The organism is Pseudomonas sp. NPDC085632 (assembly GCF_044541255.1).
Classification (GTDB): domain Bacteria; phylum Pseudomonadota; class Gammaproteobacteria; order Pseudomonadales; family Pseudomonadaceae; genus Aquipseudomonas.
Genome location: NZ_JBITSX010000004.1, coordinates 166801 through 181176, shown reverse-complemented (window position 1 = coordinate 181176; position 14376 = coordinate 166801). Strand labels below are relative to the sequence as shown.

Below are 14376 nucleotides of genomic sequence, written 5' to 3'. Positions count from 1 at the left end.
CAGAACGACAGTCGAATGAGGTGAGGCATGGAAAACGTATGTGGCTGGATCGCGCAGGCCGGCAGTTCGCCTGAACGTGGTCGCCTGAGCGGGGCGCAAAAAGCCGACTGGCTGGTGATTGGCGCGGGGATCACCGGTCTCAGTGCCGCACATGCCCTTGCCGATCTGCACCCGCAGGCGCGCATCGTCGTGGTCGATCGACAGCGTGCCGCGCACGGTGCCTCGGCCCGCAATTCGGGATTCGTCGTGGCCCATGAGCATCCGGCGCACAGCGAATTGATCAGCGCGCCGGGTTTTGCCGGGTTTGAAGTCGACACGACGATTTCCCGCGCAGCCAGCGAAGAGGTCCGGCAACGAATCGCCCGCCATGGCATCGACTGCGATTTTCGCGACAGCGGGTATTACTTTGCCGTCAACGACCGCGCCAAACTCGACCATGTCGACGCCAAACTGGCCACCCTGCGTGCCCTCGGCGCTCGCGCGGAGTTTGTCCAAGGCACGGCGCTGGCGCAAAAGCTCGGCACACCTCACTACGCGGCGGCGATCTGGTGTGGCAACGGCAACGCCCTGTTGCAACCGGCCAGGTATGTGAAAGGTTTGCTCAATGCCTTGCCGGGCAATATCAGCGTTTACGAAAACACCGACATCACCGGTCTGCAGCGCCTCGCGAAGGGACGACTGCGCGCCAATTGTGCGCAAGGCAGCATCGAAGCCAATCGCGCTCTGGTGTGCCTCAACGCTTTTATTCCTCGGGTCGGGATTGCCGACAGTGCGACATTCGCGATGGAGCTCAGCGCCAGTCTCACGCGGCCGCTGACCGATCAGGAGTTCAACGCCATCGGTGCAGTTGAGCCTTGGGGCGTGCTGTCGACGCGACCGCTGGGCGCCACCGTTCGGTTGACCCCGGATCGTCGCGTGATGATCCGCAACACCGCTGAATACCGCACGCGCGACCTTTCCAGCCGCGAACTCGCGGTACGTCGTCAGCATCATGTGCGCGGCTTGCAACGGCGCTTCCCGTTCCTCGGCGAGCAAGACATTCAGTACACCTGGACCGGTCACTTGAGCGCGAGCCGCAGCGGTCAGGCGTTTTTTGAACGGGTGGAAGAGGGCGTCTTCGCCGTGGCCGGGTGCAACGGTTCAGGGGTGGCGCGCGGGACGTTATGGGGCCGCTTGCTCGCGGAACTGGCTTCGGGAATCGACTCGCCGCTGCTGCAATCGGTGATGCAGCGCGCCGGGCCTGGCTGGTTGCCGCCGCGTCCGTTTTTCGACATCGGTGCCATGCTTCGCATGCGCATGGAGGCGGTCAGGGCCAGAACAGAAATCTGAAATTCCGCCTATCGCACAACAACAAAAGCCACTCAACACAGGTGACAGACCATGCGCATCCACCCAATTTCCCTGGCCGTCGTAATCGCCGCAGCATCAACGGCAGCCATCGCCGACGATACCGTGAACATCTCCAACTGGAACAGCTACATCGCCCCGGACACCCTGGCCAATTTCACCCAGACCACCGGCATCAAGACCACCTACGACATCCACGACAGTAACGAAGTGCTGGAATCGAAGTTGATGACCGGCAACACCGGTTATGACGTGGTCAGCCCGTCGAACCACTTTTTGTCGCGTCTGATCAAGGCCGGGGCAATCCAGAAACTCGACAGATCGCAATTGCCGAACTGGAAAAACCTCGATCCGGTATTGATGCAGAAACTTGAGGTCAATGACCCTGGCAACCAGTACGGCTATCCGTATATGTGGGGCACCGCCGGCATCGGTTACAACGTCGAAAAGATCGAGGCGATCTTCGGCAGCACCGATGTCACGCGCTCCTGGAAACTGTTGTTCGACGAACAGAGCATCAAGAAACTCAGCCAGTGCGGCGTGGCGTTCATCGACAACCCGACGCAGGTGTTGCCGATCACACTCAACTATTTGGGCTTGCCACCGCACAGCCACGAGCCTGAAGACTACAAAAAAGCCGAACAGGCCTTGTTGAAAATCCGCCCGTATATTCAGTACTTCCACGCCTCGAAATACATCAGCGATCTGGCCAACGGCAACGTCTGCGTGGTGATCGGTTTCAACGGCGACGTTGTCCAGGCAGCGGCCAGCGCCAAAGAAGCCAAAAACGCTATCGACATCGCTTATTCGATCCCGGACGAAGGCACGACGTTGTGGTTCGATATGCTGGTCATGCCGAAGAACGCACCGCATGAAAAGAACGGCTATGCCTACATGAATTACCTGCTTGAACCGCAAGTGATCGCCAACATCAGCAACAGCATTCATTACGCCAATCCTAACGTCGCGGCCAGTGAATTTCTCGACCCGGACGTGAGGCAGGATGCGGCGATCTACCCGCCGAAAAGTGTGATGGAAAAGTTATTCACGGTGGAGGAATTGCCGGCGAAGATTGCGCGACTGACGACGCGCTTGTGGACAAAGTTGAAGACCAATACCTGACCGTGAGTGTGGCAACAAGGCACTGGCCGGGCTGAAGAATTTGCGGTATTGCTGAAGACGTCGGCACATCGTCGCACTCAAGGAATCCATGATGAAATCTTTGCTATTGGCAGCGCCGCTGTTGCTGGTCACCGGTCTCGCCCACGCCGGCATCCCCATGTTCAATGCCACGTGCCCAGGCAAGATCGAAGTGCACGCCGATGAAGGCGGGCCGATCTACATCAACGGCAAGGAAGGCAAGTTGAAGAAATTCAATGAGAACTACTTCGAAGCCAAAGGCGCGGGCGTGACCATTTCCCTGAGCATCAATCCCGACGGTTCGCCTGCGGTGTCGTACACCGGGAAGAACAGGGCCAACGGTATTTGCGAAGTGAAGAAGGGCTGATCACGCCACCTGATTGCGGCCCGCCGCCTTGGCCTGATACAGCTGCTGATCGGCGCGTTTGATCAGTGCGCTGTGGCTGTTGTCCGCCGGGTCCGCCAGGCCGACACCAATGCTGACAGTCACCGGGCCGACAGTCGGGAAGTGCGCTTCGGCCACCGCTGCGCGGATCTTCTCGGCGACGACTTCCGGGGTGTCAGGTTGGGCGATTTCCGGCAACAGCACGGCGAACTCTTCGCCGCCATAACGGGCGACGAAGTCGGTGGTGCGCAGGCTGTGCTGAATCAATTGCGCCAACTGTTGCAGCACTTCATCGCCCACCGCATGACCGTGAGTGTCATTGATGCGCTTGAAGTAGTCGGCATCGATCAACAGCAGGGCAAACGGTCGCCCCGTGCGGCGGAACAGCAGTGTGTATTCGGTGAGCTTTTCGTCGAAACGGCGACGATTGTAAACCCCGGTCAAGCCATCGTGAGTCGCCAGACTCAGCAATTCGGCATTGGCTTGCGTCAGGGCCGCCGTGCGCTGCGCCACCGTGGCTTCCAGCGAGGCATTGGCCTCTTGCAGTTCACGTTCCTTGCCGAGCAGTGATTGCGTCATCGCATCGATGGACTGACCGAGCTGGGCAATTTCCCGCACCGGGTGCTGCAGTGGGAATTGTACGCCGGGCTGTTTGTTCTGAACGTGTCTGGCCGAATGCGCGAGCTGTTCGATCGGTCGGCTCAGATACAGCGCCAGATAGTACGCCACCAGTCCAAACAGAACGGCCGCGACCACGCCCAGAATCAGCAGTTTGTAGAGCAGCAGACGCGCCGGTTGCAGTGCAGTTTCCAATGGCTGGCGCACGGCAATCGACCACGACAGCGCCGTGCTCGACGGTGTTGGTACGGTGACCATGCTGGTGAGGAATCCGTTACCGGCCGTCCAGCCCTGCGCCTTCGAATCCGTCGCCGCCATTTGCTGGCCCGCCAGTGCTTCTGGATAGAGGATCTTGCCATCGTGATCGATGATCAGCGCCTCGATATCCGGCGTTGAGTTCTTATGCGAAAACGCCGCCGACTCAACAATGTGTGTCACCCAACTCCAGTGTGCGTGGGCGCCCAGGACACCAATCACCTGACCGTCGGCGTTGCGGATCGGCGCGGCGAAATCGATGAAGCGCAGCGGTTCACCGTTCGGCAGCCCCGGCAGCATTTTCGCCAGCAGCACCGCCTCATGGGGATCGCCGGTGTACTCACCACGCAACCCCGCCTGGAACCATGGCCGTTGTTGCACCGATTGCCCGACCAACAAATTGTTAACCGCTTGATGCACATTGCCCTCGGCATCGGTCACGCCCATCCACGCATACTCGGCGCGGGCCTGGGTGCGCAGTTGCATCGATTTCAGAATCGCCGGATTGTCCAGATCGCCACGCTCCAGATGCGGTGCGCGGCTGAGCAGATAGACCTCCAACTGGCGTTCGCGCAGTTGTTCACCCAATAACGATGCGGCCGAACGCGCGGTGTTGAGCAAGGCATTGCCGCTGGCCTGCTTCATCTGTTCCGTGGCGATGTGACCGACATAGAAGCCTACGCTGAGCAGCGTCAGCAGGGATAAACCGGCAAACCAAAGGGTGAGGTGGCTACGCAGACTGGCTTTGAGCATGGGCGAGGTCTGTCTTTTGTTGGGGTGGGCGCAATGGTATGCGACATCGTCAACGGGCGGCCAGCGAAGTGGTGGATGAGTGTTTCGACAGTGATTTCAAAGAGCCATCAATTTAAGTAAGGTGTCGGCTCAGATACCAGCGCTCGGTTTGTCCCTGATCGCTCAGGTAAAACAATACAGTGTCAGGTGGCTGCTTTGCATATAGAAAGAATCAAGTTCAGTGCTCTCAGAGGTGTGGCGTTTTACGTAGGCGTCGGTGCAGATATTCACGGATCCGACGCCGGTTTTCACGACATGCAACGCGCTGATCTTGAGCAAATCAATGTGTTTGGCGGCAGGAACGGTGCAGGTAAGTCAACGCTTCTGGATGTGGTAGGGGCATTGTCCAGGCCAGAGTTATTTCAAACCCTTAAACGAACGGCGTTTGGCGAACGCGTCTTTCATGGGCTGGATATTACCTTCAAGGGCGATGATTCGAGCTACACGCCCGCGCCTGCTCCGTTGGTCCTGCATGTCGAGTTCGAGCCGGCCCGGCCGCCGATCCTGGCATTGCGCGTTTTCGACCGGGCAGATCATTCGGAAGAGATTCTGGATGAAATATACGCGCGCATTCCGGCGACGGGCGTGGCAGCCAGCGATATACAGAAGATCAGTCAGATCGTATCGAGAATGGGGATCAACGTTTCCTATTGGCGAGGTCCCGAGCAAACCTGTTTCGATGCAGCGTTCGTTGTCGCCTTGCGTGAAATTCAGCCAGAGTTGTGCGGGGTCAAGCGCGTAGAACTGGCTACGACGCAACAACTGCAAGAAACGGGTGTTGTGAAGTTGTGGCTTTATTCTGATCTGATGGTTTCACAAGCCGTCCCGTTTGAATATTTGCCTTCGGGCTGGAAAGCGGCCGCGGGCATGCTCGGCTGGCTCCGCGAACAAGCAAACGGTTCTATTGTCCTCATTGAGGAGCCGGAGTCTCATTTGCACCCTCGGCTCCAGCGCTTGTTGGCGATGAATCTGGCGCGATTGGCGAAGGAAAAGAACCTGCAATTGCTGGTTTCTTCGCATTCCTCGGTTTTTCTCAGCCCTGATGTCTGGAGCGCAGCTGACGCAACAGACGCTGTTTCGATCGCTCATTTCCATGTGGACGGACGCCATATCCATAGCCTGCAGGGGCCCCGCGTCACGGCTTCGCCACAAAAGCTGCTGGACGAATTGGGCGTGCGGGCAAGTGATTTGTACCAGTCAAATTTCGTGATATGGGTCGAAGGCCCTTCGGATCGGCTCTACATAAAATACTGGTTGCAACGCTGGTGTCGGGAGCATGCCGAAGCCGAGCTGGTAGAGAATGTGCATTACTCGTTCGTGCTCTATGGCGGGTCGATATTGTCCCACTATCACGCGGGTGAAGAGCTGCAGGCAGAAGAGGCAATCTCGATGCTGCGCATCAACAGGAATTCTTTTGTCGTCATCGATCGCGATCACGATTTTGAGTTCGACGGTGATGTCGCCAACCGTAAGAAAAAAGATTCGGCGAAGTACAAGGTACTTGATCAGCTGGACGAAAAGAGCACCTGGATTACCCGGGGCTATACGATGGAAAGCTATTTGCCCGACGCCTTTAAAAAATACCTGGTCAGGAAAAAGAATGGAGCCATATCTATCGGCACCAAACTGACCAAAGTGGAGCTGGCGAAGAAATATATGAAGGAGACTGAGGGGCTGAAATTCAAACAGGTTTTCAAGCGCACTCAAACCAGCGCCATTCAGGAAATCGAGAAGATTTTTCGCGGTATAACCGGAGCGAATTCATAACGTCGCGACCGTTGGCGATTAAACCCGGGGTCACGAACAGGCATGGCCCGTTCTCCAACACAAGCGATACAACAAGCCCGGCTGATCAGGCCGGGCTTGTTTGGGAACTACGATGAAGCCGGTGGTTTAAGCAACGCGGCGTTCGATCAGGCGATCAGCGCCACCTTCAGCAACGCGGCGTTCAAGCAGACGATCGGAACCACCTTCGGCAACGCGGCGTTCGAGCAGACGATCGGAGCCACCTTCGGCAACGCGGCGTTCAAGCAGACGATCGGAACCGCCTTCGGCGACGCGGCGTTCGAGCAGACGATCGGAACCGCCCTCAGCAACACGACTTTCAATCAACTTGTCCGAGCCGCCTTCAGCGACCTGGGTGTGTGCCGGGGTGGCGGCAAAAGCGTTAATGGCGAAAACCGAAAAAGCGATGCTGAGAAGGGTTTGGCGTTTCATGATCGTGTGCTCCAAGGGGTAGTTGTTTGTCTGGAGCCGATGTTACGCCGTGGATTTTTTATGAGAACTTCATTGACGTGATGGTGAACATCGACCGCAATGATGGTTCACCAATCCCTGTAGGAGCTGCCGCTGGCTGCGATCCTTTGATGTTTCTCAGAGTGACTTCGCCGCCCGAACACACAGCTCACCCGTCGCCCGTGTCAGGGCCAGTTCATGCAGCGCGTCGTGGGTCAGGCCACTGCGCGCCTTGGCCAGCCACGCCGGGCAATTCGCATCATGGCGATACGGCGTGAACTCGGCGTATTGCTGCAACAGCCGGGTTTGCAGTTCATCCAGACGCGGGCGGATCTGCTTGCCCAGATCGGGACGCGGAGTGTCCGGCGCGGCGCCCGCCGCCTGCCATTGCGCGAGCAAACCGTACTGCACCAGTTTGTTCGCCTCCATTTGCGCAGCAATCAGTTGCGCCACGTCTTCCGGGTCGAGCTGGCGCTCTGTGGCCAGCGTGCGGGCATTGGCAATGACTTGCGCCTCACGCGGGCTGTCCTGAATCGGCTTGCCGCTGTCCCATTTGGTCAGGGCGACGAGATCGCCGATGTTCAGGCGTTCGTTCAGGGTTTCCACCAAAGGTTGCAATTCGGCACCGTAAGGGAGCCTCGCTGCCTGAGTAGTGCTGGTCAGGAAGAAAAGAAAAATACAGATTGGCAAACGTAGGGAGTGGCACATGAGTTGTCTCAATAATAAGAAATTATGATTTTTTAGCGCCTTAAATCAGGGTATTGCTAAACGTATATTTTTGAGTTTTGTAGTCTACTAAGGTTGTATGAGCGTGCCGACGCGCTCGTTCCTTGTCTGTCCAGCTGAGACCGGCATGCTAGGACGCAACTGGAGCACTGACCTGTTCAGTTTCATACGTCAAGCGATAGGAAGTATCAGTGCGTGTGCCCCGAACGCTCCGAAACAGAAGATGAAAGAAGGAAGCCAAGCCAATAGGAAGGCTCGGCGTATCGTTTCTTGCGTAGCTGCATGAATGATGGCAATTTGGGTGCTGTCAGATACTAGATGCTAGCGTTTATCTAAAGAACGAAAATTTTTATAAAAGATTAGCGCTGCTGGTACAAGCAGGTAAAAATAAAGGATTGGCAGATGAGCTACAAGGCAGAATTTAATGGTTGGAGCGAAATCACCCTGGCAGATCTGGTCGTAGCCTATCGAAAGGCGAAGGCAGATTGCTATTTTGAAAATACATTTCCTGCTTCAATTAAGTTCGCGGATTATGAACAAGATTTGCTCGTCAACCTGAGTGAGCTATTGGCGCGGTTGCGAGTAAATCGAGGGTTTTCTAAAGATCCTGATTTGATAGGTGAATTTCGTATTCTGCCGAAAAAATTATCTTTAAAGCCAAAAATCAATGCGCCAGAAGATGGTCATGTCCATTTTTCTAACTCCAATCGTGCGATGGAAGATTTACTTTCTAAAAAGGATGTGACTCCAGAGTTTAGAGTAGTTGGTGATTTTCCGGTTGACGCTCACGTACTTTCGGCTCTATGGATTAATACTGTTGGGCACAAGTTTGATGCGAAACTTGGAAGTAGCTGCTATGGAGCTAGGTTGAAACGAGTAAACAGTGATGAGCTATTTGCAGATTCTCAACATAAACCACTTCATATAAGCGCGATTGGATCTTTCGTTTCATATTTTCAGCCTTACCAAAAATGGCGTAACGATGGGCTCACAGCAATCCGAAGTGAGCTTGAACAGAACCGAGAAATCATTGCGGCATCCTTGGACTTGAAAGCTTTTTATCACTTTGTGGATCCTCTCGTTTTAGCGTCATCTGATTTTCATTCTGAGTTGGGAGTTGAGTTGAATGGTGCTGAACGAGACTTTACCGTGGAGTTCGCAAAATTTCTTAAAGTGTGGGCCGAGGGAGCAGAGAAGTTTTCGAAGAAAATTATTTCAAATAGAATAAGTGTGCCTGGTGGGCTTGCCATTGGATTGACTGCAAGTCGGGTTATATCGAACGTTTTGCTGTTTCGTTGGGATAATCTAATAAAGGAGAAAATCGCACCAGTTCACTATGGCAGGTATGTCGATGATATGTTCTTAGTTTTGCGTGACACGGGAACGATCCGCAGTAGTGAAGATTTTATGAATTTCTTGCAGAATAGACTAGGAGCAGAGGTTATTGCGCGCGCTGGTAATGCTAAAAAGCAAATCTGGGAAATTCATCAGGGTGAAGATTTTCAGGGGGGCAGCAAGATAAAGTTGCAGGCGGACAAACAAAAGCTGTTTGTACTCCAGGGGCGTGCTGGGCTTGATTTGTTAGATACAATAGAGAAAGAAATAAGTGAGTTGTCAAGTGAGCACCGCCTTATGCCATCACCGGACCAGCTTGAGGACTCGACAGCGGCGAGGGTTTTATCCGCCGCAGGGAGTGTCGGTGAAAGTGCTGACACGTTACGTCGTGCTGATGGACTGACAATCCGGCGTTTGAGTTGGTCCTTACAACTAAGACATGTAGAAACACTTGCTAGAGATCTCCCACCCCAAGAATGGTATGAGCAGCGGCAGGAGTTTTACCAGTTCGCCCATGATCACATACTTCGCCCTGATAATTTGTTTGCTCATTTTACCTATCTCCCGCGGTTGCTGGGTTTTGCAATCAGTATGAATGAATGGCAGGAAGCAGAAAAAATTGCGTTGCAGGCCTACCGTTCTTTGCAACAATTATCGGTTGCAGTTCCAAAAGGAATGCCAATATCAATTAATGGAGTTGATGCTAAGAGCGGAACTAATTTATGGCTTTTAGTAAAGGGAACTCTCACTTGGCTGTTTGTGGATGCAGCTACCCGATATTATGATCCTGATCGACTTTTGCTAGGTACGCGTTCAAAAAAAGAGCAGAGATTAGCAGATCTATTTTTAAAGGGGATTTTTGATAGCTTGCTTGAAGTTGAGAGTTTGTTGGGGTTCCAATTTGGATCTGAGGATTTTGAGAAGAAGGCGCCATTAGTAGCGTTGGCAGATCTGGCTCATGAACCGTATAAAAGAATTTTGCGAAGTCGAGCTGCGGGTGGTTTGATAGAGTGTCGCAAGGGAAATAAGGGTGCTGCTGCTTTAAAGTTGCTGGAAGCGTCTATGCTGTTGGATGGGTCAGTTTTAAAGAGTTTCCTTAAATCATCTAGGCGCAGCCGACTGCCGAATCTTGAGCAAGATGAACGAAAAAAAGAGAGTTATTTGCCATATTTGTTTCCCACGCGACCGTTAAGTCCATTGGAAATATCAGAGTTGGCCCCGGAATGTGTAGGGTTGTGTAAGATTAATGGGAAACGATCTAGTGAAAAACCGTCTACAATTTGGGCGCAATATACCCAGGCACTGGGTGGAGTTTGGATCCAACCTACTTTGCTCGCAACTGAGCAGGATTGTGGTATAGGGGGGCAGTCACAGACGTCCAACAAATATATTAGAATTGGTACGGAGCGAAAGAAAAAGTTGACTATAGCTCTCACCAATTTGAAGACCGATGAAGCAGATTGGGCTGCAATGGCGTGTGGTAAACCCAACTTATCTCGAGAGAGATATCAGAGAATAGCAGAACTTATTAATCAATCTATTAAGCTAACTCCAAAGCCAGATTATGTTTTGTTTCCGGAGCTTTCAATTCCGCTGAAGTGGGTGGATAGCTTGGCATCCAGGCTTATAGATGAAGGTATCAGTTTGATTGCTGGAACTGAGTATCGGCACTGTAGTGATGATGAAGTATTCAGCGAGGCTTGTTTGGTTCTTACGGATAATCGTTTAGGTTATCCGTCTGCGGTTAAGATATGGCAGCCTAAGCTACTTCCTGCTGTTGGTGAAGATAAAGAGCTGATTTCAAGGTACGGAAAGAAATGGGCGGATTCGAAAATTTTGCGAATGCGTACCAAACCTGTTTATATACATAATGGTATTAATTTTGGTGTTATGGTATGTTCGGAGTTGCAGAATAGTAAAGAGCGAGTCAGGTTTCAGGGAGAGATAGATGCTCTAATGGTTTTAAGTTGGAATCAGGATCTAGAAACGTTTTCCTCGTTGGTGGAAGCTGCGGCTCTCGATGTTCACGCATATACTGTGCTTGTGAATAATCGTAAGTATGGCGATAGTAGAGTTCGCGCACCCGCAAAAGAAAGCTTTATGCGGGATATAGCGCGAGTGCGAGGTGGTGATAACGATTTTGTTATTGCTGCAACTCTGGATGTCGACGCTCTACGCGCTTTTCAAAGTAGGGCGAAACGGTGGGCTGAAAGTGATGATAAGTTTAAGCCCGTACCTGAAGGTTTTAAAATGAGCAGTCAGCGACGTAAGACACCGCCGAAGTGATTTTCTATCGAATTTGAAGTTCAAGCGATAAACTTTAATTTGCTAGAGGGTTTATTGCTTGAAATTTGGTTTTTGGTTGGGGTCTCAGTAGTGTTAATTAAAAAAATGGGTAATGCATAGGTGGTCGTGTTTTTCTATTTGTTTATTGGAACCTTAAATGCTCGCAGAGGGCTTTTATAAGGTGATGCTTCACCTTGGTTTGTTGGTAGGGAAATGCAACTCGTTGAAAGCACCAAATATTACTTGTTCTTAATAGTGTTTGTTGTCGAAACGATTAAAGGTGGCCTCTGGCGTAGTGTTAATTAAGTTTTTAGGGAGCCAAAAACTTTAGCGAAATATGGGCGGTTTGGATCCTAGGGAACCGCTTGCAAAGCTGAAATAGCAATTTTGGGTGACGGAGTAGGGTGCATAAAATCAATTGGATTCAGTTGCCTACCTAAAATGTTAATTGCGCCCCGCGTGCAACTCACCGAAGCTATCCTCCAATCAGCCCTCCCGCCGTCGAGATGGACCTCTATTCAATGCAAGCCGCCGCCCAACGCCCCCTCTGGCACACCTACCTGCTGTTTCTCGCACCCATGGTGCTGTCCAATTTTCTGCAATCGATGTCGGGCACGGTCAACAGCATCTACATCGGCCAGATGCTCGGCACCCAGGCACTGGCGGCGGTGTCGGGGATGTTTCCCATCGTGTTTTTCTTTATTGCCCTGGTGATCGGCCTTGGCGCAGGCGCCGGTGTATTGATCGGTCAGGCCTGGGGCGCGCGTGAGCCGCATAGGGTCAAGGCGATTGCCGGAGCGACGCTGTTGCTGGGCGTATTGATCGGGCTGGTGGCGGCGGTGTTGGGCAGCGTGTTTGCGCGGCAGGCATTGGCGGGGCTGGGGACGCCGCCGGATGTGCTCGACGATGCGGTGGCGTATGCCCATGTGATGATGTGGATCTTGCCGTCGCTGCTGGTGTTTGTGTTGTTCACGCAGCTGTTGCGCGGGGTCAGCGATACGCTGTCGCCGTTGCTGGCGCTGGTGGTGTCGACCTGCGTCGGGCTGGCCCTGACGCCGGCGCTGATTCGCGGCTGGTTCGGTTTGCCGCAGCTGGGAATTCAGAGCGCGGCGTATGCCGGGCTTGCGGGTAATCTGGCGGCGATGGCGTGGTTGGCGTGGCGCCTGATTCGCAAGGGGCATCCACTGGCGCCGGACCGTGAGTTCTTCTCCGCATTGCGGCTCGACGGGGCGATTCTCGGCAAGGTCTTGCGCATTGGTCTGCCGACCGGCGTGCAAATGATTGTGCTGTCGCTGTCGGAGCTGGTGATTCTGGCGCTGGTTAACCAGCACGGCTCGCAAGCGACGGCGGCGTATGGTGCGGTGACGCAGATCGTCAACTATGTGCAGTTCCCGGCGTTGTCGATTGCGATCACCGCGTCGATTCTCGGCGCACAGGCCATCGGCGCCGGGCGACTGGAGCGCATGGGGCCGATTCTGCGCACCGGGCTGCTGATCAACGTGTGCCTGACCGGCGGCCTGATCGTGCTCGGCTACCTGCTGTCGCACTGGTTGCTGGGGCTGTTCCTGACCGAGGACTCGACCCGGGCGATGGCTGAGCATCTGTTGCACATCATGCTGTGGAGCCTGTTGGTGTTCGGCTTCCAGGCAATCATTGGCGGCATCATGCGCGCCAGCGGCACGGTACTGGTGCCGGTGGCGATTGCGATCATTTGCGTGGTCGGTGTGCAACTGCCAGCGGCGTACTGGCTGGACGGGCAATATGGTTTGCAAGGCGTGTGGATGGCGTTTCCGGTGGCGTATCTGGGGATGCTGGTGCTGCAGACCTTGTATTACAAACTGGTCTGGCAGCATCAGAAAATCGAGCGTCTGGTGTAGGCGCTGGCGCAACGGCCGGATGTTTGCTTAAGTCAATCGAGTCCCTCGACGGCAAGCCCCGCCCGGAGAATCCCATGTCGATCCGATTGCTGTTGGCTGCCGCCTGTTCGCTGTGCGTCGTCTCTGCCGCGCAGGCTGTCGAGTACACGCGGGTCAACACCACTGCCAGTCAGATCAGCTTTACCTACAACCAGATGGGCGCCCGGATGTACGGCACCTTCGGCAAGTTCGAGGCAACGCTGGATTTCGATACCAACAACCTCGCCAACGCCCACACCACCTTGCACATCGACCTCAACAGCATCGATGCCGGCAGCGAAGACGCCAACACAGAGTTGGTGAAACCGGCGTGGTTCGACACTGAAAAATTCCCGGTCGCGGTTTTCGAATCCAGCCACTTCACCCAAGTGGCCGAGCACCGCTACCTGATCGCCGGCAAGCTCACCCTAAAAGGCGTTACCCGCGAAGTACAAGTGCCGGTGGAGTTGAAGCCGGACAGCGCCATCGGCATTTTCGACGGTGAACTGGTGCTCAAGCGCGACGAGTTTGGCCTCGGCGCGGGGGAGTGGGCGGACACGGTAGTGTCCAAGGACATCGCCATCAAATTCAAAGTGGTGGCGCCACAGCAGTGACGCCACCGGTTTCAATCAATACGTGCGCCAGTGCCCCGGCACCCAGCGCCATTGATTGCCGCCCCAGCGATAGTGCCCGGCAATCCAGTGACAACCTGGCGCTGGCATGACCGGAACGACCTCGACCGGCGGCGGAGGCCGGTGCGGACGTGCCGGCGCGACGACGCAACCAGACAGGGTAATGGCCACGAGCGTTGCAGCCAGCAGTGATTTAACGGTTTTCGACATTGGTGTATGTCCCGCAAGAAGTGGTGGACAGGTTGTTACGCATTCATCGCACCCAATGCCCTTCGACCCAGAACCAGTTCGGCCCGCGCGCCTGCCAGTGCCCGGGTTTCCAGCGCGCGCCGTACCGCACAGGTTGCCAGTGGCCGGGCATCCACACATAACCGCGTCCTTGCCAACGCCAATGGCCCTGATCCCAGACATAACCGGGACGCGCGCCGGGCATCACTTCCATGCGCATCGGCGGAGGGGCTTGCTGGACGATCACCACCGGTTGCGCAAACACCGGTGCGCTGCTCAGCGCGGCCAGCGTCAAGGGCATCAGCAGCAGGGTTTTCCGCCATTTGGACAGGGCACGCAAAACGCTCATGACAACTCCTCAAGGCCTGCGTCGAAAGTGAACGCAGCTGAGGAGTTGGACGCCAAATCGAGAAAAGATCCTGTCGGCCACGGATGAAATTTTTGTCAGGAACAACCCTGTGGGAGGCGAGCAGGCTCGCTCCCACCTTCGATTTGTCTTTGC

Annotated in this window: 12 protein-coding genes; 7 read left to right on the top strand and 5 right to left on the bottom strand. The window is 54.5% G+C overall.

Translation table 11 applies throughout. The annotated features are described in order from the left end of the window. Nucleotides 1-27: 27 nt before the first annotated feature. From ACIF4X_RS05835 to ACIF4X_RS05825, 3 genes are all read left to right on the top strand, one after another. Nucleotides 28-1329, top strand: coding sequence for an NAD(P)/FAD-dependent oxidoreductase (locus tag ACIF4X_RS05835; RefSeq protein ID WP_397481341.1), 1302 nt, complete (start codon nucleotides 28-30; stop codon nucleotides 1327-1329). 51 nt (nucleotides 1330-1380) lie between these two features. Beyond that, complete coding sequence (locus ACIF4X_RS05830) at nucleotides 1381-2469, top strand: polyamine ABC transporter substrate-binding protein (protein WP_397481340.1); 1089 nt, start codon at nucleotides 1381-1383, stop codon at nucleotides 2467-2469. 91 nt (nucleotides 2470-2560) lie between these two features. Beyond that, nucleotides 2561-2854, top strand: coding sequence for a hypothetical protein (locus ACIF4X_RS05825; RefSeq protein WP_397481339.1), 294 nt, complete (start codon nucleotides 2561-2563; stop codon nucleotides 2852-2854). On the opposite strand, the gene ACIF4X_RS05820 is transcribed toward ACIF4X_RS05825, so the two are convergent. Further along, nucleotides 2855-4498, bottom strand: coding sequence for a diguanylate cyclase (locus ACIF4X_RS05820; protein WP_397481338.1), 1644 nt, complete (start codon nucleotides 4496-4498; stop codon nucleotides 2855-2857). Between the two features lie 294 nt (nucleotides 4499-4792). Here ACIF4X_RS05820 and ACIF4X_RS05815 point away from each other — a divergent pair, with 294 nt between their 5' ends. Next, nucleotides 4793-6304, top strand: a complete 1512-nt coding sequence (locus tag ACIF4X_RS05815) for an ATP-dependent nuclease (RefSeq protein ID WP_397481337.1) — start codon at nucleotides 4793-4795, stop codon at nucleotides 6302-6304. A gap of 126 nt (nucleotides 6305-6430) precedes the next feature. On the opposite strand, the gene ACIF4X_RS05810 is transcribed toward ACIF4X_RS05815, so the two are convergent. Then, nucleotides 6431-6754: a hypothetical protein gene (locus ACIF4X_RS05810; RefSeq protein ID WP_397481336.1), complete on the bottom strand. Its 324-nt coding sequence runs from the start codon at nucleotides 6752-6754 to the stop codon at nucleotides 6431-6433. A gap of 156 nt (nucleotides 6755-6910) precedes the next feature. Next, the gene (locus ACIF4X_RS05805; protein ID WP_397481335.1) at nucleotides 6911-7480 is read right to left on the bottom strand and encodes a chorismate mutase; all 570 of its coding nucleotides are present in this window, start codon (nucleotides 7478-7480) and stop codon (nucleotides 6911-6913) included. A gap of 420 nt (nucleotides 7481-7900) precedes the next feature. Here ACIF4X_RS05805 and ACIF4X_RS05800 point away from each other — a divergent pair, with 420 nt between their 5' ends. The 3 genes from ACIF4X_RS05800 (at nucleotide 7901) to ACIF4X_RS05790 (ending at nucleotide 13628) form a co-directional block, all read left to right on the top strand. Next, nucleotides 7901-11119: an RNA-directed DNA polymerase gene (locus ACIF4X_RS05800; protein ID WP_397481334.1), complete on the top strand. Its 3219-nt coding sequence runs from the start codon at nucleotides 7901-7903 to the stop codon at nucleotides 11117-11119. 521 nt (nucleotides 11120-11640) lie between these two features. Further along, a complete protein-coding gene (locus tag ACIF4X_RS05795) occupies nucleotides 11641-12996 on the top strand; it encodes an MATE family efflux transporter (RefSeq protein WP_397481333.1) in 1356 nt (451 codons plus the stop codon). A 74-nt stretch (nucleotides 12997-13070) separates the two neighbouring features. Next, the gene (locus ACIF4X_RS05790; RefSeq protein WP_397481332.1) at nucleotides 13071-13628 is read left to right on the top strand and encodes a YceI family protein; all 558 of its coding nucleotides are present in this window, start codon (nucleotides 13071-13073) and stop codon (nucleotides 13626-13628) included. Nucleotides 13629-13643: 15 nt separating this feature from the next. Here the strand turns inward: ACIF4X_RS05790 and ACIF4X_RS05785 are convergent, their stop codons facing one another. Both ACIF4X_RS05785 and ACIF4X_RS05780 read right to left on the bottom strand, forming a co-directional pair. Beyond that, nucleotides 13644-13856 (bottom strand): hypothetical protein, encoded by a 213-nt coding sequence (locus ACIF4X_RS05785; RefSeq protein ID WP_397481331.1) that lies wholly within the window; start codon nucleotides 13854-13856, stop codon nucleotides 13644-13646. A gap of 43 nt (nucleotides 13857-13899) precedes the next feature. After that, nucleotides 13900-14223 (bottom strand): YXWGXW repeat-containing protein, encoded by a 324-nt coding sequence (locus tag ACIF4X_RS05780; RefSeq protein WP_397481330.1) that lies wholly within the window; start codon nucleotides 14221-14223, stop codon nucleotides 13900-13902. Nucleotides 14224-14376: the final 153 nt, after the last annotated feature.

What these genes read in the sequence shown, in the direction of transcription:
- ACIF4X_RS05835 (WP_397481341.1), top strand. Translation starts at nt 28, where the DNA reads ATGGAAAACGTATGTGGCTGGATCGCGCAGGCCGGCAGTTCGCCTGAA.
- ACIF4X_RS05830 (WP_397481340.1), top strand. Translation starts at nt 1,381, where the DNA reads ATGCGCATCCACCCAATTTCCCTGGCCGTCGTAATCGCCGCAGCATCA.
- ACIF4X_RS05825 (WP_397481339.1), top strand. Translation starts at nt 2,561, where the DNA reads ATGAAATCTTTGCTATTGGCAGCGCCGCTGTTGCTGGTCACCGGTCTC.
- ACIF4X_RS05820 (WP_397481338.1), bottom strand. Translation starts at nt 4,498, where the DNA reads ATGCTCAAAGCCAGTCTGCGTAGCCACCTCACCCTTTGGTTTGCCGGT.
- ACIF4X_RS05815 (WP_397481337.1), top strand. Translation starts at nt 4,793, where the DNA reads ATGCAACGCGCTGATCTTGAGCAAATCAATGTGTTTGGCGGCAGGAAC.
- ACIF4X_RS05810 (WP_397481336.1), bottom strand. Translation starts at nt 6,754, where the DNA reads ATGAAACGCCAAACCCTTCTCAGCATCGCTTTTTCGGTTTTCGCCATT.
- ACIF4X_RS05805 (WP_397481335.1), bottom strand. Translation starts at nt 7,480, where the DNA reads ATGTGCCACTCCCTACGTTTGCCAATCTGTATTTTTCTTTTCTTCCTG.
- ACIF4X_RS05800 (WP_397481334.1), top strand. Translation starts at nt 7,901, where the DNA reads ATGAGCTACAAGGCAGAATTTAATGGTTGGAGCGAAATCACCCTGGCA.
- ACIF4X_RS05795 (WP_397481333.1), top strand. Translation starts at nt 11,641, where the DNA reads ATGCAAGCCGCCGCCCAACGCCCCCTCTGGCACACCTACCTGCTGTTT.
- ACIF4X_RS05790 (WP_397481332.1), top strand. Translation starts at nt 13,071, where the DNA reads ATGTCGATCCGATTGCTGTTGGCTGCCGCCTGTTCGCTGTGCGTCGTC.
- ACIF4X_RS05785 (WP_397481331.1), bottom strand. Translation starts at nt 13,856, where the DNA reads ATGTCGAAAACCGTTAAATCACTGCTGGCTGCAACGCTCGTGGCCATT.
- ACIF4X_RS05780 (WP_397481330.1), bottom strand. Translation starts at nt 14,223, where the DNA reads ATGAGCGTTTTGCGTGCCCTGTCCAAATGGCGGAAAACCCTGCTGCTG.